Annotated in this window: 22 protein-coding genes and 1 pseudogene; 22 read left to right on the top strand and 1 reads right to left on the bottom strand. The window is 34.3% G+C overall.

Annotation, left to right across the window (positions count from 1 at the left end):
• Nucleotides 1-44: 44 nt before the first annotated feature.
• The 7 genes from EKM01_RS06770 to EKM01_RS06740 all read left to right on the top strand — a co-directional run bounded on the left by EKM01_RS06770 (nt 45) and on the right by EKM01_RS06740 (nt 11,631).
• Nucleotides 45-728: a HupE/UreJ family protein gene (locus EKM01_RS06770; protein ID WP_126462428.1), complete on the top strand. Its 684-nt coding sequence runs from the start codon at nt 45-47 to the stop codon at nt 726-728.
• Between the two features lie 10 nt (nt 729-738).
• Nucleotides 739-1,362 carry a hypothetical protein gene (locus tag EKM01_RS06765; protein WP_126462425.1) on the top strand — a complete coding sequence of 208 codons (624 nt, stop codon included), beginning with the start codon at nt 739-741 and terminating at the stop codon, nt 1,360-1,362.
• 29 nt (nt 1,363-1,391) lie between these two features.
• Entirely contained in the window at nt 1,392-5,732 is a 4,341-nt protein-coding gene (locus EKM01_RS06760; protein ID WP_126767522.1) for a CusA/CzcA family heavy metal efflux RND transporter, read from the top strand.
• 182 nt (nt 5,733-5,914) lie between these two features.
• Nucleotides 5,915-7,042 carry an efflux RND transporter periplasmic adaptor subunit gene (locus tag EKM01_RS06755; protein ID WP_126767519.1) on the top strand — a complete coding sequence of 376 codons (1,128 nt, stop codon included), beginning with the start codon at nt 5,915-5,917 and terminating at the stop codon, nt 7,040-7,042.
• A 173-nt stretch (nt 7,043-7,215) separates the two neighbouring features.
• Nucleotides 7,216-7,893 carry a response regulator transcription factor gene (locus EKM01_RS06750; protein ID WP_126456009.1) on the top strand — a complete coding sequence of 226 codons (678 nt, stop codon included), beginning with the start codon at nt 7,216-7,218 and terminating at the stop codon, nt 7,891-7,893.
• Nucleotides 7,862-9,154 (top strand): HAMP domain-containing sensor histidine kinase, encoded by a 1,293-nt coding sequence (locus tag EKM01_RS06745; RefSeq protein WP_126767517.1) that lies wholly within the window; start codon nt 7,862-7,864, stop codon nt 9,152-9,154. Before EKM01_RS06750 ends, EKM01_RS06745 begins: the two co-directional genes overlap by 32 nt.
• A 65-nt stretch (nt 9,155-9,219) precedes the next feature.
• A complete protein-coding gene (locus EKM01_RS06740; RefSeq protein WP_126564013.1) occupies nt 9,220-11,631 on the top strand; it encodes an outer membrane beta-barrel protein in 2,412 nt (803 codons plus the stop codon).
• A gap of 147 nt (nt 11,632-11,778) precedes the next feature.
• Here EKM01_RS06740 and EKM01_RS06735 read toward each other — a convergent pair whose 3' ends face one another.
• Entirely contained in the window at nt 11,779-12,753 is a 975-nt protein-coding gene (locus EKM01_RS06735; RefSeq protein WP_126767514.1) for a hypothetical protein, read from the bottom strand.
• A gap of 441 nt (nt 12,754-13,194) precedes the next feature.
• Here EKM01_RS06735 and sufB point away from each other — a divergent pair, with 441 nt between their 5' ends.
• The 15 genes and pseudogenes from sufB (at nt 13,195) to EKM01_RS06660 (ending at nt 25,304) form a co-directional block, all read left to right on the top strand.
• Complete coding sequence (gene sufB, locus EKM01_RS06730) at nt 13,195-14,646, top strand: Fe-S cluster assembly protein SufB (RefSeq protein WP_126561984.1); 1,452 nt, start codon at nt 13,195-13,197, stop codon at nt 14,644-14,646.
• 26 nt (nt 14,647-14,672) lie between these two features.
• Complete coding sequence (gene sufC / locus EKM01_RS06725) at nt 14,673-15,437, top strand: Fe-S cluster assembly ATPase SufC (protein ID WP_126554198.1); 765 nt, start codon at nt 14,673-14,675, stop codon at nt 15,435-15,437.
• Nucleotides 15,438-15,447: 10 nt separating this feature from the next.
• A complete protein-coding gene (gene sufD, locus EKM01_RS06720) occupies nt 15,448-16,812 on the top strand; it encodes a Fe-S cluster assembly protein SufD (RefSeq protein ID WP_126462398.1) in 1,365 nt (454 codons plus the stop codon).
• A gap of 20 nt (nt 16,813-16,832) precedes the next feature.
• A complete protein-coding gene (locus EKM01_RS06715) occupies nt 16,833-17,921 on the top strand; it encodes an Mrp/NBP35 family ATP-binding protein (protein WP_126767511.1) in 1,089 nt (362 codons plus the stop codon).
• 10 nt (nt 17,922-17,931) lie between these two features.
• Complete coding sequence (locus tag EKM01_RS06710; RefSeq protein WP_126462392.1) at nt 17,932-18,252, top strand: iron-sulfur cluster assembly protein; 321 nt, start codon at nt 17,932-17,934, stop codon at nt 18,250-18,252.
• A gap of 32 nt (nt 18,253-18,284) precedes the next feature.
• On the top strand, nt 18,285-18,836 hold the full coding sequence (locus EKM01_RS06705) for a BrxA/BrxB family bacilliredoxin (protein WP_126554205.1): 552 nt from the start codon (nt 18,285-18,287) through the stop codon (nt 18,834-18,836).
• A 127-nt stretch (nt 18,837-18,963) separates the two neighbouring features.
• Nucleotides 18,964-19,428: an Rrf2 family transcriptional regulator gene (locus EKM01_RS06700; RefSeq protein WP_126554207.1), complete on the top strand. Its 465-nt coding sequence runs from the start codon at nt 18,964-18,966 to the stop codon at nt 19,426-19,428.
• A gap of 38 nt (nt 19,429-19,466) precedes the next feature.
• Nucleotides 19,467-19,820 (top strand): 4Fe-4S dicluster domain-containing protein, encoded by a 354-nt coding sequence (locus tag EKM01_RS06695; RefSeq protein ID WP_126462383.1) that lies wholly within the window; start codon nt 19,467-19,469, stop codon nt 19,818-19,820.
• The gene (locus EKM01_RS06690) at nt 19,817-20,758 is read left to right on the top strand and encodes a WD40 repeat domain-containing protein (RefSeq protein WP_126554209.1); all 942 of its coding nucleotides are present in this window, start codon (nt 19,817-19,819) and stop codon (nt 20,756-20,758) included. Before EKM01_RS06695 ends, EKM01_RS06690 begins: the two co-directional genes overlap by 4 nt.
• 36 nt (nt 20,759-20,794) lie before the next feature.
• Entirely contained in the window at nt 20,795-21,664 is an 870-nt protein-coding gene (lipA, locus tag EKM01_RS06685; RefSeq protein WP_126577028.1) for a lipoyl synthase, read from the top strand.
• Between the two features lie 41 nt (nt 21,665-21,705).
• Entirely contained in the window at nt 21,706-21,927 is a 222-nt protein-coding gene (locus EKM01_RS06680) for a CDGSH iron-sulfur domain-containing protein (RefSeq protein WP_126462374.1), read from the top strand.
• Nucleotides 21,928-22,123: 196 nt separating this feature from the next.
• A pseudogene (locus EKM01_RS14925) lies at nt 22,124-22,693 on the top strand (protein adenylyltransferase SelO family protein).
• A gap of 21 nt (nt 22,694-22,714) precedes the next feature.
• Nucleotides 22,715-22,867: a hypothetical protein gene (locus tag EKM01_RS14660; protein ID WP_197037242.1), complete on the top strand. Its 153-nt coding sequence runs from the start codon at nt 22,715-22,717 to the stop codon at nt 22,865-22,867.
• 5 nt (nt 22,868-22,872) lie between these two features.
• On the top strand, nt 22,873-24,051 hold the full coding sequence (locus tag EKM01_RS06665; RefSeq protein WP_126767508.1) for a stage 0 sporulation family protein: 1,179 nt from the start codon (nt 22,873-22,875) through the stop codon (nt 24,049-24,051).
• Nucleotides 24,048-25,304 (top strand): aminotransferase class V-fold PLP-dependent enzyme, encoded by a 1,257-nt coding sequence (locus EKM01_RS06660; RefSeq protein ID WP_126767505.1) that lies wholly within the window; start codon nt 24,048-24,050, stop codon nt 25,302-25,304. Before EKM01_RS06665 ends, EKM01_RS06660 begins: the two co-directional genes overlap by 4 nt.

Raw genomic sequence — 25,304 nt, 5'->3', positions numbered from 1 at the left:
GAAAATTTCAGGAGAGAAGTAGTTTTTTAAAGAAAAATAAAATTATGAATTCAAAAAAAATAATATTTCTTGTTATACTTTTTTTTGTCGGCATCACAGGCGTTTTTGCTCATGGTGTAGATGAAAATACGCAAACTTTTTTGTCAGGAAATGATGGCGTTGCTTTTGGCCCATTTCTCTATATTGGTGCAAAACACATGCTTACGGGTTACGATCATCTGCTTTTTTTAGTTGGCGTTATCTTTTTCCTTTATCGTCCGAAAGAAGTGCTACTTTATGTAAGTTTCTTTACAATTGGTCATAGCGCAACATTATTGTTTGGAGTTATGAGTACTATATCAATTAATTCGTATTTAATTGATGCCATTATCGCACTGTCAATAGTGTATAAAGGTTTTGATAATTTAGGTGGTTTCAAGAAATTTTTCGGAAGGCAACCCAATACAAAAGCAGCTGTTTTGATTTTTGGATTATTTCATGGTTTCGGGCTTGCCAGCAAATTGCAAGATTTCAAATTTGAAAAAGAAGGATTGTTTACCAATCTGCTTGGATTCAATATTGGTGTCGAAATAGGTCAGTTCATAGCATTGACTTTTGTGCTAATCTTGATTACTTTATGGCGCAGACATTCCAGCTTTATGAAATTTTCAACAATAACAAATACGCTGCTTATGGCTGCTGGATTTGTATTAATAGGATATCAATTAACGGGTTATTTTACATCTTAAAAATTAAAAAATGTCAGAAATAAATCATCAAATAGTAAATAAAAAACAAATTATCAAAGCAGTTATCTTCGCGTTACTACTTTCTGTACTAATTTTAGTAAGCGCAGTTTTACCTGCCGAATATGGAATGGATCCAATAGGAACAGGCAAACTGTTCGGGTTCAGTAAGCTTTATGTACCAGCGAATGCTGATGATGGATTAGCTACAATAACAGGAAAAACATTCCCATTAATTAAAATGGAAAAAGCAGGTTCTGGACCTGAAGTAAAAAGACCTATCGAAGCAAATAATCCTGCACCTGAAAAACAATATGCAGAAAGAGAAGACACGGTTGAAGTAATCGTACCGGCAGGAAAAGGAATTGAATATAAAATTTATATGCTGAAATATGGCAAAATGAAATACGAATGGACGACTAATAAAGGAATCGTTTATTTTGATTTTCACGGGGAAGTAAAACAAGCTAAAGAAACGAATGACGTTTATTTTGAAAGTTACACGCTTGCCTATTCCAATAATATGGTTGGGACTTTTTATGCTCCGTATGAAGGAAAACACGGTTGGTTTTTCAGAAATAATGAAAAGACAGCCATTACAGTTACAATAAAATTAAAAGGTCAGTATTCAATATAAGTAGTGAACATTCCTTAATATAACAAATTATGCTAAATAAAATTATTGAGTTTTCAATCAAAAACAAACTCATTATTGGTCTTTTCATTGTGGCTCTCATCGGATATGGGAGTTATCAATTTACCAAATTACCAATTGATGCCGTTCCTGATATTACAGATAATCAAGTCCAGGTAATTACCTCTGCACCATCACTGGGTGCGACCGATATTGAAAGACTGATTACTTTTCCGATTGAACAAGCCAACAGTAATATTCCTGGACTGAAAGAAATTCGTAGTTTTTCTCGTTTTGGTTTATCAGTGGTTACCATTGTTTTTAACGATGCAACCGATGTGTACTGGGCAAGACAGCAAGTAACAGAACGATTAAGTGCTGTAAAAGACCAAATTCCCACCGGTATTGGAGATCCAGTTCTTGCACCAGTGACAACAGGACTAGGCGAAATTTATCAATATGTTGTACGAACCAAACCCGGTTATGAAAAAAAATACGATATCACGGAGTTAAGAACCATTCAAGATTGGATTGTTCGCCGGCAGTTATTGAGCGTTGAAGGTGTGGCGGAAGTGAGCAGTTTTGGTGGAAAATTGAAACAATTTGAAATAGCCGTTGACCCAAATAAATTGCAATCCTATAATATCACTATTACAGATGTTTTTACTGCATTAGAAAAAAACAATCAAAATACGGGTGGTGCTTACATTGAAAAAGGGCCTAAAGTTTTATACATCCGCAGTGAGGGATTAATTAATACTATCGAAAACATAAAAGATATTGCTATTAAAAACACTAATAACGGTAGTCCTTTGTTTATTCGTGATGTAGCTGAAGTTCGCATTGGTAGTGCTATCCGTTACGGAGCAATGACATTTCACAAAAAAGAGGTTCAATCTGGTGAAGTTTCGGGTGCAGTAGTAATGATGTTAAAAGGAGCCAACAGTAATGTGGTTATTAAAAAAATTAAGGATCGTATTGCACAAATTGAAAAAACATTACCCGAAGGTGTTATTCTGGAACCTTTTCTAGACCGCACCAAAATGGTAAATAATTCTATTTCGACGGTCGAAAAAAATTTATTAGAAGGTGCATTAATCGTTCTCTTTGTTCTTATTTTCTTTTTAGGAAACATACGAGCAGGATTAATTGTGGCGTCAGTTATTCCTTTGGCTATGTTGATAGCGGTCATATTGATGAACATATTTGGGGTGAGCGGTAATTTAATGAGTTTAGGGGCATTAGATTTCGGATTGATTGTAGATGGTGCTGTTATTATTGTTGAAGCGTGTTTGTTTAGTTTGCACAGCAGGAAAACTGCTCAAATTTCACAACAAGAAATGGATAACACCGTACTAAAAACGTCAATAAAAATGCGTAATGTTTCCGTTTTTGGGGAATTGATTATATTGATCGTATACATTCCCATTTTTACGTTGCGCGGTATCGAAGGGAAAATGTTTTTACCAATGGCACAAACCATTGCATTTGCTCTGTTTGGCGCTTTTATATTGTCATTGACTTATGTTCCGATGATGACCGCTCTATTTTTAAATAAAAAAATATCCCACAAAAAAACTTTTTCAGATCGAATGATGGAAAAATTAGAAAATTTTTATCAACCCATTTTGAACAAAGCATTGGGAATTCCAAGAACAATTATTGCTGTAACATTAGGATTGTTTGTTTTAGCGCTGATTACACTTTCGTTTATGGGTGGTGAATTTATGCCCTCGTTAGAAGAAGGAGATTTTGCAGTAGAAACTAGGGTTTTGCCGGGAAGTAATTTGCAAACTTCAATGACAGCTATTTCACAAGGTGCAAAAATATTAATAGAAAAATTTCCCGAAGTGGAGAAAATTGTAGGCAAAACAGGAAGTAGCGAAGTGCCTACCGATCCAATGCCAATTGATGCAAGCGACATGATGATCATTTTAAAGAACAAAAGCGAATGGACTTCTGCCACAACTTTTGACGAATTATCAGCAAAAATGGCCAAGGAATTGGAAGCTGTTCCTGGAGTTTCCTTTGGTTTTCAATATCCGGTTCAAATGCGTTTTAATGAATTGATGACTGGTGCTAGGCAAGATGTGGTCTGTAAAATATTTGGAGAAAACTTAGATACGTTAGCGTTATACGCCAATAAGTTAGGTAAAATTGTAAGTACCGTAGAGGGAACTTCCGATCTTTATGTAGAAACCGTTACCGGAATGCCACAAGTAGTAATTGACTACAACAGAGCTTCCATTGCACAATATGGCTTAAACATTCAGGATATCAATCGAATTGTAAATACCGCATTTGCAGGACAAAGCACAGGGGTTGTTTATGAAGGTGAAAAACGATTTGATTTAGTAGTTCGCTTAGAAGGCGAAAAACGTCAGGATTTGGCAGATGTTCAAAATTTATTAATTCCAACGGCAACTGGTTTGCAAATTCCTTTATCTCAATTAGCTAAAGTTGAAATTATCGAAGGACCGAATCAAATACAAAGGGAAGATGCCAAACGTAGAATTGTAGTTGGTTTTAATGTACGAGGCCGTGATGTACAAAGTATTGTAAAAGAACTACAAGGTAAAGTCGAAGCTCAAATAAAATTTCCTGCGGGATACTATCCTACGTATGGCGGTGCTTTTGAAAACTTAAACGAAGCCAAAAATCGTTTGATGATTGCGGTTCCAGTTTCATTACTATTAATATTTATTTTGCTCTATTTTGCGTTCAATTCCGTAAGACAAGGACTGTTGATTTATTCGGCAATTCCACTATCGGCAATTGGAGGTATTTTCTTTTTAGCATTGCGAGGAATGCCGTTTAGCATCAGTGCCGGAGTTGGTTTTATTGCTTTATTTGGTGTAGCGGTTCTGAATGGATTGGTGTTAATTGCAGAATTCAACAGCATTCGAAAATCGGGGGAAACCGATTTAAAAGCGATTGTTTTGCAAGGAACTAGAATACGATTACGCCCCGTTTTAATGACTGCATTTGTAGCATCATTAGGGTTTTTACCCATGGCATTAAGCAATGGTTCTGGTGCAGAGGTACAAAAACCATTGGCAACTGTTGTCATCGGAGGTCTGTTGGTTGCAACATTCTTAACTCTATTTGTTTTACCAATTTTATATATCATGTTTGAAAAAGGAATTAAATTACAACCCAAAAAGATAAAATCAATTACGACTATCCTGGTATTGGGATTGTTCTTTTCTTTTCAAAGTACCAATGCTCAGGAAAAAATTTCAATAGAGCGCGCGATTGAAACAGCTCTTTTAAACAATATCAAAATTAAAAATGAAAAACTGAATTCAGAGTACTTGCAAATAATGGAAAACACAGGTTATGATATTTCCAACACGGGAATTATAAGCGAATATGGTCAGTTTAACAGCACTGTAAATGATGTGAAAATTGGTGTTTCGCAAAGCATAAAATTCCCAACCGTTTATAAAAGACAGAAACAACTTTTAATAGAAGAAGCCAAAAAAGGACAATGGAACGAAGCTTTGCAAAGAAAGCAATTGACCAGACAGGTAACAATCGTGTTTTACGAAATGATGTATCTAAAAGAAAAGGAAAAGCTGTTGCTAAAAAGCGATAGTATATATTCTGATTTTTTAAGGATCTCAACGCTTCGGTTTGATAAAGGCGAAAGCAATATATTAGAAAAAGCAACCGCTGAAAACCAATCTGGACAAATAAAAATTCAACTTTTGGAATTACAAAGTGATTACAAAATAATTCAATCACAATTCAAGTATTTACTTAATACGGATAAAGACTTTGTCCCAGTTTCAAATAAATTTAAAATGGATTTCATTAAAAATTCAGATACAAATGCTATTAGCAATCAACCCAGTGTGAAATTATTTGAGCAAGAAGTGAATAGCAGTAAAGCAGAAGTTTCACTTGAAAAATCTAAAAAATTACCGGAATTAATTGGTGGTGTTTATTACCAGACTTTCAAAACAAATACTGTATTTCAAGACAGTAATAATGGTGTTTACGGACAATTAGGAGTGGCGCTTCCATTATTTAATACAGCAATAAATAACAGGAAAAAGGCTTTAGAGATAAATACGCAAATAGCCGAAAATAATTTAAATAATGAAAAACTAAAACTGGAAAGCAAGAACCAGGAATTAGTCCAGGAATATAAAAAACACAAAGAAACTATCGCCTATTACGAGAGTCAAGCTTTAAAAAATGTTGATTTAGTAACTAAAGCTGCTAATGATAAATTTATCAATGGTGACATTAATTATATGGAATGGGTAATGCTTATTAATCAAGGTACCGAAATTCAAAGCAGATACATCGAAGCAGTTAAAAAATTAAACACCGCTGTTATTGAAATCAATGCTTTAACTAATTAAAATAGTTTAATTATGAAAGGAGCATGATCGTAATTGGAGTCGCAAGCGCCAATGATGATATGCGAATTACATATGACTGGACTTGCTAACTTTACCCGCATAAAAAGTTAAGAATAAAAACCTTAATTTTAAATTATGAAAAAGAATCGAAAATTCACAAATACCAAAATAAAAATACTATCATGATTAAAAATACAATTATTACAATATTGGCAATAGTATTCCTTTCTTCTTGTGGAAACAAGAAAACGGAAAGCGAAACCGAAGCTAATCCAACTATCGAAAACACGACAACTCTTACCGATGCACAAATAAAAAATGCAGGTATTGAAACTGGAAAAATCACACAAAAACAAATTTCATCTACCTTAAAATTAAATGGTAAAATAGATGTGCCGCCTCAAAGCTTAGTTTCCATTAGTGTTCCAATGGGCGGTTATTTAAAATACACCAAATTGTTAGAAGGAATGCATGTTACCAAAGGGCAGGTTTTGTGCGTTGTAGAAGACCAACAATACATTCAACTGCAGGAAGATTACCTTTTGGCGAAAGCAAAAATTGGGTATGCAAAAGCCGAATTTGAAAGACAAAAAGAACTCAACCAAAGCAAAGCCAGCAGCGATAAAGTGTATCAACAAGCACAATCAGAATACAACTCACTATTTGTAATGGTGCAATCGTATGGCGAGAAATTAAAATTTGCAGGGATAAATCCGAATAATGTTTCAACAAAAAACATTTCAAAAAGCATCAATGTATACTCGCCAATAAGTGGTTATGTAGCTAAGGTAAATGTAAATATTGGCAAGTATGTAAACCCGAGCGATGTTTTATTCGAGATTGTAAATCCATCGGATATTCATTTGGCCTTAACCGTATTTGAAAAAGACATCAATAAATTGGCTATTGGTCAATCGGTATTGGCTTATACTAATACCAATCCCGAGAAAAAATATCCTTGCCAAATTATTTTGATAGGTAAAGATTTTTCAGAAAACCGCAGCACTGAAATACACTGCCATTTTATAAATTATGATAAAACACTTTTACCGGGCATGTATATGAATGCCGAAATAGAATTAAAAAGTCAGCAATCAAATGTACTGCCATCTGATGCTATTGTAAATTATGAAAATAAGAATTATATCTTTATTGCCAAACAAAATAAACAATTTGAAATGAAAGAAGTCACAATAGGAGCGACAGAAAATGAATTCACTGAAATTCTTTCAGACGATTTAAAAGACGAAAGAATTGTTATCAAAGGAGCTTATGCACTTTTAATGAAAATGAAAAATGTAGAAGAATAAAAAACATAAATTTACAGTAATGACAGAAAATAATTTTTAAAATCAACCACGCTGTCTGATGTAGCTGCATTAGTTGTCAGAATTTTATAAGTGAATAACTCAGTTAAATTTAGAAAAAACAATTTAATACCTAAATTCAAATTTCATTCAAAATTGAATTGTTAATTTGCAACATGAAAATTCTAATCATCGAAGACGAAATCGATATTGCGAACAGCATAAAAAGTTATCTAAAAACAAATGATATTCATTGCGAAACCGCAAGCACGTATCAAACGGCTTTAGACAAAATTATTATGTATGATTATGATTGTATTTTAGTAGATCTAATGCTTCCGGGTGGTGATGGATTTAGCATTTTGAAGAAATTGAAAATACTAAACAAATCAGAGGGGATTATTATAATTTCGGCTAAAGAAACGTTAGAGACCAAAATCGAGGGATTCAATCTTGGAGCAGATGATTATTTGACGAAACCCTTTCATCTTTCAGAGTTGTTGGTCAGAATTCAGGCCTTGGTTAGAAGAAAAAAATACGACGGAAACAATAAAATTGAATTCAATGAAATAGAAATTGATACTTTAGCAAAATCGGTAAAAATTGGAGAGAAGAAAATAGAATGCACCAAGAAAGAAATTGATTTATTATTGTTTTTAATTGGAAATAAAAACAAGGTTTTGTCTAAAAGTGCCATAGCTGAACACCTTTCAGGTGATATGGCGGACATGCTGGACAATCATGATTTTGTTTATGCCCACATCAAGAATTTGAAAAAAAAGCTAAACGATGCCGGAAGCAATGATTACATAAAATCAGTTTATGGAATTGGTTACAAATGGAACAATGAATAAAAAATTATTACATACTACTCTAAAATATTATGTTTTATTTTCTTTAATAGTGATGCTTTCAGCAGCGCCATTATTCTTTTATATAACTCAATTACTGTATCTACATGAAACAGATGAAGCCTTGCTACTTCAAAAAGAGGAATTCGAGTTATTGTATGCGCCGCAATTACAAGACAAGGATGTTGCAGTTTGGAATAAATGGAATAGGGATATAAAAATAGAGAAAGTTCAGAAAATAATTTCTAGAGACACACTATTCAGCAATAGTTATTATAATAATTTGGATAAAGAAAACGAACCCTATCGGGTGCTAAATGCTCCAGTTATAATTAATAATAAACACTACCTTTTTTCTGCCAGAATAAACCTAGTTGACAATAAGGATTTTATTGTCAGTATTTTAATGGTGTTTACCATCATTATTTTAATTCTTTTATTTGGATTATTTATCATTACTAAAAGGCTATCTCTTAGGCTTTGGAAACCATTTTATGACACTCTCGAGCAAATTGAGAAATTTGAAATCGATAAAAGTTCCCATCCAAAATTAGTTGTAAATACTATTGAGGAATTCAATCGACTCAATCAGGCAATAAATAAATTGATTGAAAAAAACACACGCATTTATAAAAGCCAAAAAGAATTTATTGAGAACGCGGCACACGAATTGCAAACACCAATTGCTATTTTTAAAGGAAAATTGGAAACATTATTGCAAAGAGACGATGTATCGGAAGAACAATTTGAAATACTGGATAAATTAAATGATACAACAACAAGGCTAAACCGATTAAATAAAAACCTGTTGCTTTTATCAAAAATAGAAAACAAACAATATAACATCCCTGAAGAGGTTCTTTTGAATGAGGTTATCACAAATCAATTAGATTTTTTTATAGAACAGGCATTAGCAAAAAATATTAAGATAAATACTGCTTTAGAATCGAATACATTTGTTAAAACGAATCTGTTTTTATCTGAAGTTTTGATCAGTAATTTGTTTCTGAATGCAATTAATCATAATGTTGCTAATGGAAGCATCAATGTTGTATTGCATAAGAATGCTTTAGTTTTTTCCAATACGGGTATATTAAAATCGCTCGAAACAGATAAATTATTTGAACGTTTTTCTAAAGTAAATCCATCCTCGAAAGGGAACGGTTTGGGTTTATCAATAATTAATAAAATTGTAGAGAACAACAATTGGGAAGTTATTTATAGTTACAAAGATAAGTTACACATTTTCGAAATTCAATTCTAAAATTCAATATTTCTTCAAACTCCAATTGCAATTTTGTCGTTTAAATAAAGAATAAAAATTAAGATATGCCAATAAAAACAATATTATTAGTATCATTTCTAATACTATCAATTTCAGATTTATTAGGACAAAACAAAGCGGTCACACTATCCGGAATTACAAAAGATAAAACATCAAAAGAGACTTTGCTTTATGTAAATGTACTCTTGAAAAACACAAAGGATAACGTTTTGATTACGGGAACTGTTACCAATGAAGAGGGTAGGTTTTCATTTTCGAATGTAGTTCCTGGAAATTACTTTCTAGAGTTTACACTTGATGGATACAAAACAAAAAACCAACCTATTTATGTAGGTTCACTTTCTGAATTTCTAGATGAGGGAAGCATTGAATTGGAAGATAATGCTACTATTTTAAATGAAGTTGTGGTCGTTTCAAAGGAAGAACTTATTAATCAGAAAATGGACAAAAAAACCTTCTCTGTGGCAGATAATATCAGTCAGAGTGGTGGTTCTGTTTTACAAACAATGCAAAATTTGCCTGGTGTTTCTGTGCAAGACGGGAAAGTACAAATTAGAGGCAATGATAAAGTCACCGTTTTAATTGACGGAAAACAAACCGCATTAACAGGGTTTGGAAACCAATCGGGCTTAGATAATATACCCGCATCTGCGATAGAAAAAATTGAAATCATTAACAATCCTTCTGCAAAATACGATGCCAACGGAAACGCTGGAATTATCAATATTATTTACAAGAAAAATAAAAAAGAGGGATTCAACGGAAAAGTGGGTTTTACCTCTGGACTAGGTGCGCTGTGGGAAAGAAAAGAAAATTTACCAACTATTCGTCCGCAATACTCATTAACACCAAAAATTAATCCGACGTTATCACTTAATTATCGTAAAAACAAAATCAATGCTTTTTTTCAGGGTGATTATCTTTATACAGAAACGCTCAATAAAAATGAGTTTGTAACGCGAACCTACACTGATGGAACTATTATTAATCAACAAACCAAAAGAAATCGGAATACGCACTTTACTACTTTAAAAACTGGAATTGACTGGAATATTAATGACCGAAATTCATTAACCGTTTCTGGTCTGTTTGGAACCGAAAAAATCATTGACAATGGAGATCAGCCCTTTTTCAATGAAAATTATTCGGAACGATTGCGACTTTGGCAATTTTTGGAAGATGAATTAAAAACCACCGCTATGGCTACTGCGGCATACCAGCACAAGTTTAAAGAAGCAGGACGGTTATTAAATATTGGTTTAAATTATACTTTTCACAGAGAGGATGAAAAATATTTTTTTGACAATATTCTGCCAACCTACACCGGAAAAGATGCTTTCAAATTGTTATCAGAGGAGAAAGTAGCCGACTTTAATATTGATTATATCAAACCCTTAAAATATGGAAGATTTGAAACCGGTTTTAAATTCAGAAAAAGGGATATTCCAACTAATATGCAGTTCTTTCCCGGCGCAAATTCTCCCATAGATAGCGGTGCTGGCGGTCAAGCAACTTACAAAGAAATTATTCCGGCCGTGTACGGAAATTATATTTTTGAAAACAATAAAATTGAGGCAGAACTGGGTTTGCGAGTAGAATATGTCGATTTGCAATACAATATCAATCCAGATCATAATACCTATAAAAGTGACGGGTACAACTATACCCAACCTTTTCCAAATGTGCGATTGGCATACAAAATTGATGACAGCAATAAAATATCATTATTTTACAATCGTAGAGTAGACAGGCCAAATGAAGTCGATATTAGAATATTTCCAAAATACGATGATGCAGAAATAATAAAGGTTGGGAATCCTGCACTTCGTCCGCAGTTCACCAATTTGTTAGAACTGGGTTATAAAACGAACTTAAAAAAAGGATATTTCTATTCGGCAGTGTACCACCGTTTTGCAAATGCTACCATTACTCGAATAGCATCGACAGTTCCAGACAGCAATTTAATCTATGCTATTTTCCAAAATGCAAATAAAAGTTTCAATACTGGGATTGAAATGATCTTTTCACAAGAGATTGCAAAATGGTACTCGTTTAACTTCAACTTAATTGCGTATCACAATCAAATTAATGCTTTTGCTGTTGAAAATAAATATCCAATTCCCAATACTTTTTCGGCAGAGAAGCAAGACATTTTTTCTGGAAATATTAAATGGAACAATATCTTGCACTTATCCAAAAAAGTGGATGCTCAAGTAACCGCTATATATTTGGCGCCAGATATTATTCCGCAAGGAAAAATTGCTTCTCGATTTTCAATTGATTTAGGGATTAAAAAATCAGTCCAAAATGGCAAAGGAGAATTCTTTCTAAATGCAACCGACATTTTAAATACATTAGTAATCAGGAAACAAATTCAAGGTCTGAATTTTAATTATAACAGCACTGACTATAATGAAACACAGGTAGTTCGATTAGGTTACAATTATAAATTTTAACTCAAATAAAAAAATTACCGGAAATCCCGATTGTATTTTAGATAATGAGAATTTGTGCAACTACTTTAGAGAAACAGCTAAAAACTTACTTTTAATGGCATTAAATATTGGTTATGCGTTGGCTAACTAATTTTTGCTATTAAGCCGTTAAAATGGTAAGTCAATAGATTCTGGATTAATAAAATCTTTGGTATACGGATTTTCAAGAAAGCTAAGTGGCGGCATTTGAAATTTAAGAATATCCTCTTTTTCAATACCGTAAACCTGCCAATAATTGGATAGCAATTGGGCATATATATCCTCATCCCAAAATCCGAAATGAGGTTGCTTACCAGCCGTTTCAACTTCTATAGCAATCCCATTGTCTTGGTTTTCAATTTTGTATTCAGGTTTGTACTGTAATATATAATCTGAATAATGAAACCTAGCGTACAACTCTTCAAACTGGATGGGATGTAAAACATGACCTTCCATTTTATCGAGAATCTCTTTTTGCTTCTCCCCAATTACGCCGTTATCTTGTAAACATGCAATAAAACCAAATTCATTGACTCCAAATGAGAACATTAAATTAACTGCATCGTTGCGATAGCTAAAAATGTCGGCAGAATATTTAAGTGGAAATACGGCGATGCTCCATGGTTTTTTTCCAACGAAGGAAATCGGTTCTATTAAGGATTGTAGCATTAAATGGAAGTAACCAAAGCGTTTCCTGAGAGTGACGGAAAGCTCAAAATCTTCACCTTGCCTTAGCAGCCTGTCTCTTTCATAAAGCATTTCGTAGTATAGCATACCATAGACCATTCTGCCTGTCCATTGAAAAAGCAACTCTTGATCGAGTGACGCCATGCCTTCAAAACCTTTTTTATACGCAGCCTCAACTTTTACATCCAGCTCCTCAAAAGCTGTTTTCACTTCGGAAGAACACGGTAATTTAAGATCTGAATAATTATAAGATTTGGTTTTATCCATCATCTCAATTCTTTCATTACCTAATTTAAAATGATCCATCAGCCATACTGGAAAAACGTTCATGTTTTCATTTGTCAAAGCTCCTGAAAGGAAGCAAAAATGTTCGTCAAAATTTAAATCCTTAAAAGGATTAAAAAGCGTATGTGTCATCAATATTCAGAAATATTAAGTTTTAATTTTTTTCCAAATGTAGCCATAAATTATTATTTTCTTTGCCTAATTTATTATAGAATGAAAAATCTCAAATTTTGGACAGTACCGTAAAACCTTCGTTTAAATGCAGGTTTTAACAATGTTGATTATTACGACCCAGAGTTTTCAGTCCAGCTTTTCCTAAAATAGGTAAGGCTGCAATATATCCATTTTGAAATCCAAATCCCACTCCTCTATATATATTGTTTATACCAAAAAATGGATGAATATTCAAATAAAGTAGCTATTCTTATGTTGCCTATATATCTAAATAAACTCATATTTATAGTCACGTAATATTATTATACTTTTTAGTATAAATTAATTTATACTTTTTAGTACATAATAAATAACTTCGTTTATCTTTGCAGAGAAGATTTAAATTTAATAGCTAAAATCATGAGCAAAGAAGCGTCCACAGCAACTCTTGAAGATTACACCAAGAGTGATTACAAATATGGATTTACCAGTAATATTGATACTGAACTTATTCCAAAAGGTTTAAATGAAGATACTATTCGATTAATATCTTTTAAAAAAGAGGAGCCGCAATGGCTACTTGACTGGCGTTTAGAAGCATTTAGGCATTGGGAGACCCTGACAGAACCCAAATGGCCGAATGTGAAATATCCACCAGTAAATTATCAGGACATCATTTATTATGCTGCTCCAAAACAAAAAAAAATACTCAACAGCTTGGATGAGGCAGATCCTGAATTATTGAAAACGTTTGAGAAATTAGGTATTTCAATAGGAGAACAAAAACGATTAACAGGTGTTGCCGTTGATATCGTAATTGACAGTGTATCAGTGATAACTACCTTCAAAGAAGAATTATCCAAATTAGGAATTATCTTTTGCTCGTTTGGTGATGCCGTAAAAGAACATCCTGAGCTAATAAAAAAATATTTAGGAATGGTTGTTCCTTCTACTGATAATTTTTATGCTGCACTTAATTCCGCCGTGTTCACAGATGGTTCGTTTTGTTACATTCCAAAAGGGGTTAGGTGTCCGATGGAACTTTCAACTTACTTCCGTATCAATGCCGAGGGATCAGGCCAATTTGAAAGAACATTAATTGTGGCCGAAGCAGGCAGTTATGTTAGCTATTTGGAAGGATGCACTGCTCCTACAAGAGATGAAAATCAATTGCATGCTGCAGTGGTTGAACTCATAGCGTTTGACGATGCTCAAATCAAATATTCCACTATCCAAAACTGGTATCCGGGAGATAAAGACGGAAAAGGAGGCATTTATAACTTCGTAACTAAAAGAGGATTGTGCGCAGGTGTAAGATCAAAAATCAGTTGGACACAAGTAGAAGCAGGTTCTTCCATTACTTGGAAATATCCAAGTTGCATTTTAAAAGGTGACTATTCAACGGGTGAGTTTTATTCTGTTGCAGTTACAAATAATTTACAACAAGCGGATACAGGAACTAAGATGTGGCATATTGGTAAAAACACCAGCAGTACTATTATTTCCAAAGGTATCTCAGCAGGTCAAAGCAATAACTCGTACAGAGGTTTGGTTAAAGTAGGAAAAAATGCGGAAAATGCCAAGAATTTTTCACAATGTGATTCCTTATTAATGGGAGATAAATGTGGTGCGCATACTTTCCCTTATCTCGAAATTGACAATGATACAGCTCAAATTGAACACGAAGCCACAACTTCTAAAGTAGGTGAAGATCAACTTTATTACTGTATGCAAAGAGGATTAAAAATGGAGGATGCCATTAATCTTATTGTTAATGGGTATTGCAAGGATGTGTTTAAAGAATTACCAATGGAATTTGCAGTGGAAGCACAAAAATTGCTTGCTGTAAGTTTAGAAGGTAGTGTTGGATAAAATAATTAAATAAAAAAACAGAACTCATGTTAATAATAAAAAATTTACACGCAGAAATTGAAGGAAAAAAAATATTGAATGGTATTAACCTTCAAATAAATGCTGGCGAAGTACACGCTATAATGGGACCAAACGGTGGTGGTAAAAGTACGCTGGCACACGTTTTAGCAGGTCGAGAAGGGTATGAAATCACTGAGGGTAGTATTACCTATATGGGGAAAGACCTCCTCGAATTATCAGTAGATGAACGTGCCAAGGAAGGTATATTTCAGGCATTTCAATACCCGATAGAAATACCGGGTGTAAGCACTGCAAACTTTCTTAAACATACCATTAATGCTGTTAGAAAACATCAAGAAAAGACGGATTTGAGTGCAACCGAAATGCTAAAATATATTAAAGAGAAGGCAAAAATGGTGGAGATGGAAGATGGTTTTTTAAGCCGTTCTCTAAATCAGGGATTTTCGGGCGGAGAAAAAAAGCGCAATGAAATTTTACAAATGGCTGTTTTAGAACCAAGACTTGCCGTGTTGGATGAAACTGATTCAGGGCTTGATATTGATGCGCTTAAAATAGTTGCCAATGGTGTTAATCAACTAAAAACAAAGGACAATGCTTTTATAGTAATTACACACTACCAACGTTTACTCGATTACATTATCCCTGATTTTGTGCATGTGTTATACAATGGACAAATCGTTAAATCGGGCGACAAAAATTTAGCATTACAGCTGGAAGAAAAGGGATACGACTGGATTAAAGAAGAAGTAGCAACATTAACAATATCTTAAAAAGATAAGCATGAAAATTCAAAATACACCAGATAAAAATGATAACAGGGGAAAGTTTATTGAACTATTCCGTCTTTATGAAAATTCATTAAATGGACAGAAAAATAATGTAATGCATAGTCTCCAGAAAGTTGCTATTCAACGATTTGGCAATAACGTAGATTTTCCAACCAGAAGAAATGAGGATTGGAAATATACCAATGTTGCCGAGTTACTTCAGCCAACATACCAGCAGCCAAAACTGGTTGACATTACAACAGAAGATATTAAGCCTTTTCTTTTTGAAGGGTTGGATGCATACCTGCTAGTTTTTGTGAACGGTAAATACAATAAATTACTTTCATCAAAAGATGAATTATCGCAAAAAATCATAGTGCAGGATATTCCTTCTAGTTTGAGAGAAGATAGGCTTACAAAAGAAACGGTTTCTGAATACCTGTCGAAATGGGCAATTAAAGAAATGAATTCCTTCGTTGTATTAAATACTGCCTTCGCTCACAATGGAATTTATATTTATGTGCCTGATGGATTAGTGCTGGATCGCCCTGTTCATATACTAAATATAGCACATACAGAAGAAGAGCCAACAGTTATCAGTCCGCAAAAAATAATCGTAGCCGGAGAAAATAGTAAATTAACGGTTATTGAAACGTATCATCATCTCACTAATTCCCAACAAACGTATTTCACGAATACGGTTACACAGTTGGTTCTAAAAAGAAATGCGATTGTTGATCATTATAGAATTCAAGATGAAGGTGAGAATGCATTTTTTATCAATAATACAGAAGTTGAGCAGATGCGTGATAGTACCTACAGCTCTTATGTAGTTGATTTGGGCGGAAAATTAGTAAGGAACAACCTAAGCTCCATTTTAAAGGATAGTGGAACAATGACTAATTTTTATGGACTTTATGTTGGTATAAATAAGCAGCATATAGACAACCAAACTTTTATAGACCATGCGTATCCGAATTGTAACAGCAACGAATTGTACAAAGGAATTCTTGCAGATAAAGCTAAAGGAGTATTTAATGGTAAAATAATAGTACGACCCGATGCTCAAAAAACAAATGCTTTTCAGAAAAACCATAGCCTTGTATTATCAAAAACCGCCTCGATGAATAGCAAACCCCAGTTGGAAATTTTTGCGGATGATGTTAAATGCAGTCACGGGGCAACCATTGGACAATTAAATAAAGAGGCATTATATTATATGCGTTCCAGAGGCTTATCTGAAAAAGAAGCTATATCAGTTTTAAAACAAGCTTTTTTAACAGAAATAACGGAGTTAATTAAAATTGAACCTGTAAGGGGAAAAGTAGAACAGCTTCTTGTTGATAAATTTAAGCAATTTACGGAAACAAACAATTAACTATTAAATTGATAAATGACATGCCTGAAATAACTAAAGAGGATATTCTAAAAATACTGACTAACGTCGTTGAGCCTGACCTCAAGAGAAGTATTGTTGAATTAGGATTAGTGAATGATATTCATGTTGAAGGGAACATCATCAGCTTTGTCGTTAAGATTAGCAGCCCTACTATGAATAGTAAAAAGATAGTAAAAGAGGCTTGTATGGATAGCCTTTTGCAAGCATTAGGTACGGATATTAAGGTGGATATAGATATGCAAGCCCTACCTGGTTTTAAGGATAGAGCTCCTGAACTTAGAACAATATTGCCTGGTGTTAAACATATTATTGCTATTGCCTCCGGGAAAGGTGGTGTAGGTAAATCTACCGTTTCCGCCAATCTTGCAGTGGGATTAAGCCAATTAGGTGCAAAAGTGGGCTTATTAGATGCCGATATTTATGGGCCATCAATGCCACTCATGTTTGACTTAGTGAATAGAAAGCCTGAAGTTTCCAATGATTCTGGTCGAAATCTAATAGAACCAATTGTATCTCATGGAGTAGGAGTTTTATCTATTGGTTTTTTTACGGAAGCATCGCAGGCACTTCCATGGCGTGGACCTATGGTTTCCAAAGCCCTTATTCAATTATTTCAGGATGCAGATTGGGGTAATTTAGATTATCTGCTTGTGGATCTTCCGCCAGGCACAGGTGATATTCATCTTACGCTGGTAGATAAAATTCCGCTTACAGGTACTATTGTAGTTAGTACACCACAAGAAGTAGCTTTGGCTGATGCCAGAAAAGGTATCGATATGTTCAGGATGCCAATGGTTAATGTTCCGGTGCTTGGATTGGTTGAAAATATGGCATACTATATACCGGAAGGTAATCCTGATAAAAAAGAGTACATATTTGGAAAGGATGGTGCAAAAAAATTATCAGAAGAAATGAATGTTCCACTATTGGGTCAAATTCCTTTAATAACAAGAATACGGGAAGCAGGAGATGTTGGAGCGCCAGCAGCATTAAATGAAAATACGATTGAAAGCAAAATATTTAAAGACTTAGCCCTAAAAGTAATGGAATGCGTAAAAGACATTAAAGCTGTAAAGACTAACAACTAACAATTAAAAAATGGAAATAGCAGCTAAAATAGCATTGGAAATAAAAGTCATAGAGGTTCTAACAACCTGTTTCGACCCAGAAATACCTACCAATATTTATGATTTAGGATTGGTATATGGAATCAACATTGATGATGAAGCCAATGTGCATACCATAATGACACTAACCTCCCCTTCATGTCCGGTAGCGGGAACACTTCCTCCAGAAGTGGAAGAAAAGATTAGGAATATTCCTGGAGTTAGCAGCTCTAATGTAGAAGTAACTTGGGATCCCGCTTGGTCAAAAGACATGATGAGCGAGACGGCTAAATTTGAAACTGGAATGATGTAAATTAAACAATAACAAAATTAATCATTAAAAAAATGGAACAATCTAATTTAACCAAAATCACGCAACAACCCAGCTATGATGCCGTTTATGTTCAGCCCATGAGAGAGGAACTAACAGCTGTAGGTTGCAAAGAATTATTAACCCCTGAAGATGTAGATAAGGCATTAGACAGAAATGATGACAAAACGATACTTGTTGTAATCAACTCTGTATGCGGTTGTTCGGCAGGTAGTGGACGACCAGGAGTAATGATGGCGTTGCAAAACAGTAGTATCCCTGATGAGCTTTACACGCTGTTTGGCGGAATGGAAAAAGATGCAATTGACTGGTACAGGAATAAATATCTTGCAAATCATCACACCTCTTCACCCCACATTGCCCTTTTTAGAAATGGTGAGCCAGTTGCAATTTTTAAACGTTCCGATATTGACGGACATACAGCAGAAAGTATTGCCAGCCAATTGGTGACTATTTTTAACAACGAATGCAGTAATACAGGGCCGTCAATTTCTGCAAAAGATTTTGAAAATATTACTCAAGGCAAATACGGTTGTTATACTGATTTAGGTAAGGATAAAAACTAAATAGTTTGTGTCTATTTAGTTTGTGTTTATGGTTTATAATAAATTTGCAATAGTAAGCTACTTTTTTATTTGCGAACTTTGTCTGTAATAGTAAATTAAATACACAAACTAATTAAATAATACAATTATGAAAATAACAGCTCAGGTAGAATATGGATTAAGAATAATGGTAAGGATAACCCGTTGCACAGATGAGAAAGGACTAAGCATTCGTCAGCTAAGTGAAGCAGAAGGATTATCTATTAACTATGTTGCTAAATTAACCCGACTACTTCGCATAAAGGGATTAATTAACAGTACAAGAGGCCACATGGGTGGGTATGTACTCGCAAAACCTGCTGCCGCTATAACAGTAAATGACACATTAAAAGCTTTGAGCGGAAAGTTGTTCGATAAAAAATTCTGTGATAGTCATTCAGGAATAATGACCTTATGCACTAATTCTGTAGACTGCTCCATCCGATCATTATGGTCAATGATGCAGGCTACACTGGATAAATTACTAGATAAGGTAACTATGGCAGACATGATGAAAAATGAAAAAGATGTTTCCGGAGTGTTACAAAATATTATAGAAGGAAGCGCTAAATAAATTATTAAATTAAATCTTGATTACTAAAATTCATTACTATGGCAATAATGATAACAGAGGAGTGTATAAATTGTGGAGCATGCGAGCCTGAATGCCCCAATAATGCAATTTATGAAGGTGGTGATGAATGGAGATATGCAGACGGCACCGCACTCAAAGGCTTTTACACAGGACAAAATTCAGGTAATACCGTTGATGTTGATACTCCCAATACGCCTGTTTCTATGGATTTTTATTATATCGTAACTGATAAATGTACCGAGTGTGTCGGTTTTCATGATGAACCACAATGTGCCGCAGTTTGTCCGGTAGATTGCTGCGTAGATGATCCGGATTACAGAGAAACAATAGAAGAATTACTACACAAAAAAGAATTTATGCATCTTATATGATAACTGCACTTACAAAAATACAAATAGAAAAAACAGGTCAATTTAATGGACACGGAGGTGCTATTTACACATTAGAATTTGCTCATGAAGCTCATCTTTTTTACTCTGGCAGCAGTGATAACCTTGTAGTAGAATGGAATATGAAAGACCAGCAACAAAACAAAGTTGTTGCGAAATTACCTGCCAAAGCCATGGCATTGAAATATGTTCCCGATAGAAATATATTACTTATCGGTCAGTCATTAGGAGGTATTCATGTTATTGACTTAAAAGAAAATAAGGAAATAAAACTATTACAGCTTCATAAGGAATACATTTTTGATATCCAATATTTACCAGAAACAGAATGCTTTTGGGTTTTAGCTGGTGACGGTACACTTTCAGTTTGGTCAATCAATGATTTCTCATTGATAACAGCTCTAAAACTTTGTGATAAAAATATCCGTAGCATCGATTTTAATATTATTTTGAAAGAAGCAGCTATTGGATGCGGTGATGGTTCTATTCGAATTTTTGATTTTGAAACCTATGAAGAAAAGAAAATCCTTAAGGGGCATCTTGATGATTTTTCGGTAAATACAGTACGCTATCATCCAAACGGGAAATACCTTTTGTCTGGTTCTAGAGATGCCTATTTGAATGTATGGGATATTGAAAACGATTATGCGTTGATCCATCATATTCCTGCCCATAATTACGCTATTTACAGCATCGTTTTCAGTCCTGATAAAAAGTTTTTTGCTACGGGTAGCAGAGATAAAACAATTAAAATATGGGATGCAGAAAACTTTGAACTACCCTATCGAATAGATAAGTCTCAACACGGAGGCCATACCCATTCGGTAAATAAACTTTTATGGAGTGATTTTAATAATTATTTGATTTCAACCGGTGATGATAAAACTATCATGCTATGGGGAATTATAATACCAATGTAATAAAATAAAAAATTAATATTGGTTAAAATTTAGATTATGTCAGAAATAATTGAAGAAGAAAGTAAATATACTAAAAAGCCAGATTGGCTTCGTGTAAAATTACCCACAGGAAAAGAATATGCCGAAGTAAGACAAATAGTATCCGAACATAAACTACATACGATATGTGAAAGCGGCAGTTGTCCTAACATGGGTGAATGTTGGGGAAATGGAACGGCTACCTTTATGATATTGGGGAATACCTGTACAAGATCCTGCGGATTTTGTAATGTACATACTGGTAAACCTCTGCCTGCTGATCCGGAGGAACCTAAGATGGTGGCCGAATCTATTCGCCTAATGAAGTTGAAACATGCCGTAATAACTTCGGTTGATAGAGATGACTTGAAAGATGGTGGTTCTATGATATGGGAAGAAACCGTAAATGAAGTAAGAAAAGCATGCCCGGGAATTACCATGGAAACGCTTATTGGGGATTTTCAGGGTAAATGGGAAAACCTGCAGCGAGTTATTAATGTACATCCCGAAATAGTTTCACATAATCTTGAAACCGTACGCAGATTAACGAAAGAAGTTAGGGTACAGGCAAAGTATGACAGAAGCCTTGAGGTTCTCAAAAGATTAAAGGAAGCTGGGATGAAAACTAAATCAGGTATCATGTTGGGTTTAGGTGAAACAGAAGAAGAAATATATGAAACTATGGACGACTTGAGAAGCGTTGGTGTTGATATATTAACTATTGGCCAGTATATGCAGCCTACTAAAAACCATTTACTCGTTATAGAATTTATTAAGCCAGAAATATTTGCAAAGTATAAAGAAATAGGCATGAACAAGGGTTTTCGTTTTGTTGAAAGCGGACCATTAATAAGATCATCTTATCATGCAGAAAGACATTTGTTTTAATAAATAAAATAGATTTAATATTTACGCTCACAAAAATAATTATGGCTAAAACAAAAATTACAGTAAACAATAATGGTTCCCTGAGAATAGAAAATGACTTTGAGATTGTAGATAAAAATGGGAATGTATATGATTTAGCAGGACGAGAGATGCTTTCACTTTGCCGTTGTGGTCTTTCTAAAAATAAACCTTTTTGTGATGGTGCTCATAACGGGCACTTTGAACATGAGGCTGTTGCATTTGGATTGCCTCCAAAAAAATAATATATTAAACAAACATCATGTTCGACGTTGCTATTAATTTGATAATTCTTTCCAAAAACTTCCTGCATTTTTGCATGAACATGTTGCGCTTACCCCATTAAAAGATCCTACTCTTATTCATGTAACGGTGTTAAAAAAAGAACTTGGTCTGGATTCACTTAGTGATTCCATTTTACAAAAATGGTTAAATGGCTAAATCAAGATTAGTAATGAGCAGAGAATTGCTACCCGTTATGCCGGTCATCAATTTGGGAGCTTTGCCGGACAGTTAGGCGATGGCAGGGCAATTTCCTAGTGCGAAATTTTAACTTCTGATGGAAAGCGATGGGAAATACAAACTAAAGGATCAGGCAAAACTTCTTTTTCCAGAATGGGAGATGGCAAAGCCGTAATTCGTTCATCAGTCAGAGAATATCTTTGCTCAGAAACTATGTACGGTTTAGGAATTCCTACCTCAAGAGTGATACTATGGCTTTCACTTTATGACCAAAGATTGAAAAGAGAATTATCTGACGAAATGAAACGCCAGATGGAAATGAAACGCGTAAATCCAAAGTATGTATTAAGAAATTATATTGCTCAGGAAATAATTGAGGAGGTAGAAAAAGGAGGGAATGAAAAATTAAAAAAATGGTTAGAAATTTTGTATTCGCCATTTGCCGAACATCCAGAATATGAATCGTATTCAAAACCAACGCCTACAGAAAAGAAAATTATAGTGTTTCCTGTTCATCTTAAGTTCTTGCAAAAAAATAAAATAGTGTAAAATAATTTAAAACATAAAAACATGTCAGAACATAAAGTTTATTTAAACTGGAAAAACAAAGGAGATAATATACCCGATAAAACAATAATTAATGCAATGCACCACCGTGCTCACCGGGAATGTTTTATAGCCAATTCGGTTTTAACAGAGATAATTGTTGAACCGGTTTATTAAAGTAATTGAGCAAAGGTGAATTAATTTTAGATAAAAAATTAAAATTTAATATGCTCAGCAAAAGGAACAAAACAGTATATATTGACAAACATGAAAAAGGAATTTATACAATAGCTATGGATACTACTACAAAACACAAAAATGATGTACCATCCCTAATCAGTGGTTATAGTCAATTAAATATATATGATTGGCTTGCCGATATACCATTGCCACCCAATCAACAAACATTCAACATTGTTGAAGTAAAATTTAAAGGAGGACGTAAAGATTTTTATTTGAAGCATGAAAATATATCTCTTAAACAAACAGATATAGTAGTTGTTGAAACCATTGGAGGACACGATACAGGTCATGTTTCATTAACAGGAGAACTGGTTAGGTTGCAATTAAAAAAACACAATATCCAGACGGAAGAAGTCATTAAAAAAATCTATAGAAAGGCAACATCAGCTGATATTGAAAAATGGAAAACAGCGAAGGGTTTGGAATCTGAAACGATGTATAAAGCCCGAATTTTAGCTAAAGATTTGGACTTGAAGATGAAAATATGTGATGTTGATTATCAAGGGGATAAGTCAAGTGCCACCTTCTATTATACCGCTGAAGGACGGGTAGATTTCCGGGAACTAATTCTGGTAATGGCTACAGCGTTTCATATCAAAATAGTAATGCGTCAGATTAGCCTGTTCGAGGAAGCCGCCCGTTTAGGTGGTATCGGTACTTGTGGAAGAGAGTTTTGTCATTCTGCCTGGTTAACAGATTTTAATACTAGGGCTACATTATACGGCAGGAATAAAGATAAACAATGGACTGAATTCAAATGTTGCTTAATAGAAGATCGAGAAAACAACAAATCTTCTTTGAAGGACAATGATCTCAATAGAATTAAAACGCTTAAAGGTATCGCCAGCCGTCAAAAAACAGATATTGAAAAAAATATAATGTGGTTTAGTTACCCGAATGAAGATGATTTAATACCTATAAAAATCTCAAGGGTTAAAGAAATTCAAACACTAATTAAAGAAGGCATGATTCTGAAAGATTTAAAGGAAGAGATAGAAATCATAATTGAGGAACCGGCTATTGATAACTTCTTGGGTTATGTAAATGTTGTAGGTCAAGATAGTCTAACAAGATTCGAAAAAAAAAGAACAAATAAACATATAAAAAGGAATAAATGAAACTGCCAAAAAACTTAGAAAAAGTAATTCTTTTTGATGTTCATAAAATCCGAAAAGATTTCCCTATCCTTTCAAGGATGGTGAATAATAAGCCATTGATTTATTTTGATAACGGTGCTACTACACAGAAACCGCAACAAGTGATTGATGCCCTCATAAAATATTACACGGTGCAGAACGCTAACATTCACCGTGGAGTTCATCGAATGAGTCAGGATGTAACTGATGAATATGAGAATGCCCGAATTACTGTTCAAAAACATATAGGTGCTAAACAGGAACACGAAATAATTTTTACAAGCGGAACTACTGATAGCATCAACTTTATAGCCACTGTGTTTGGGAAAAAGTATGTGAATTCCGGAGACGAGATTGTTGTTAGTGAGATGGAGCATCACAGTAATATTCTTCCTTGGCAACAGTTATGCGAAGAAAAAAATGCAGTACTTAAAGTTATCCCAATCACTGATAGCGGAGAATTGTGTATGGACGAATATAAAAAACTACTTTCTGCAAAAACAAAACTGATCGCCATTACACACGTATCAAACACACTTGGTACGGTAAATCCCGTAAAAGAGATGATTGCTATCGCTCACTCGAAAAATATTCCTGTGCTTGTGGATGGAGCCCAATCAATCCCTCATATAAAAGTGGATGTGCAAGATTTAGATGCTGATTTTTATTGTTTTAGCGGGCACAAAGTTTATGCTCCCACAGGAGTAGGAATACTTTACGGAAAAGAAGAATGGCTTAATAAACTCCCGAATTATCAAGTAGGTGGCGGAACCATTAAAACAGTTTCATTCGATAAATCAGAATACGCAGAATCCCCTCTTCGATTTGAGGCAGGAACTCCGAATATCGAAGGAGGAATTGGTCTTGCAGTGGCACTGGACTACATCAACGTACTCGGTCTTGAAAATATTGCTACTTATGAACACGAACTGCTTGGGTATGCTACAGAAAAACTTTCAGCGATTGATAATTTGCGAATTATCGGCACGGCAAAAGAAAAAGCAAGTGTAATTTCGTTTGTTGTGGATGGGATCCATCCGCTTGACTTAGGCATGCTCCTGGATGCGCAGGGAATAGCAGTACGAACAGGGCACCACTGTACGCAACCACTAATGGCACATTATCAAATTCCGGGGACTGTGCGTGCAAGTTTTTCATTTTATAATACAAAGGAGGAAATAGATGTTTTTGCAAACGCAATTGTGAAATCAATTAAACGAATAAACCAAAAATGA

This window comes from Flavobacterium sp. RSP46, assembly GCF_003984825.1.
Lineage (GTDB): Bacteria > Bacteroidota > Bacteroidia > Flavobacteriales > Flavobacteriaceae > Flavobacterium.
Note: the sequence above shows the minus strand (reverse complement) of the source record. Positions and strands in the feature narration are given on the sequence as shown.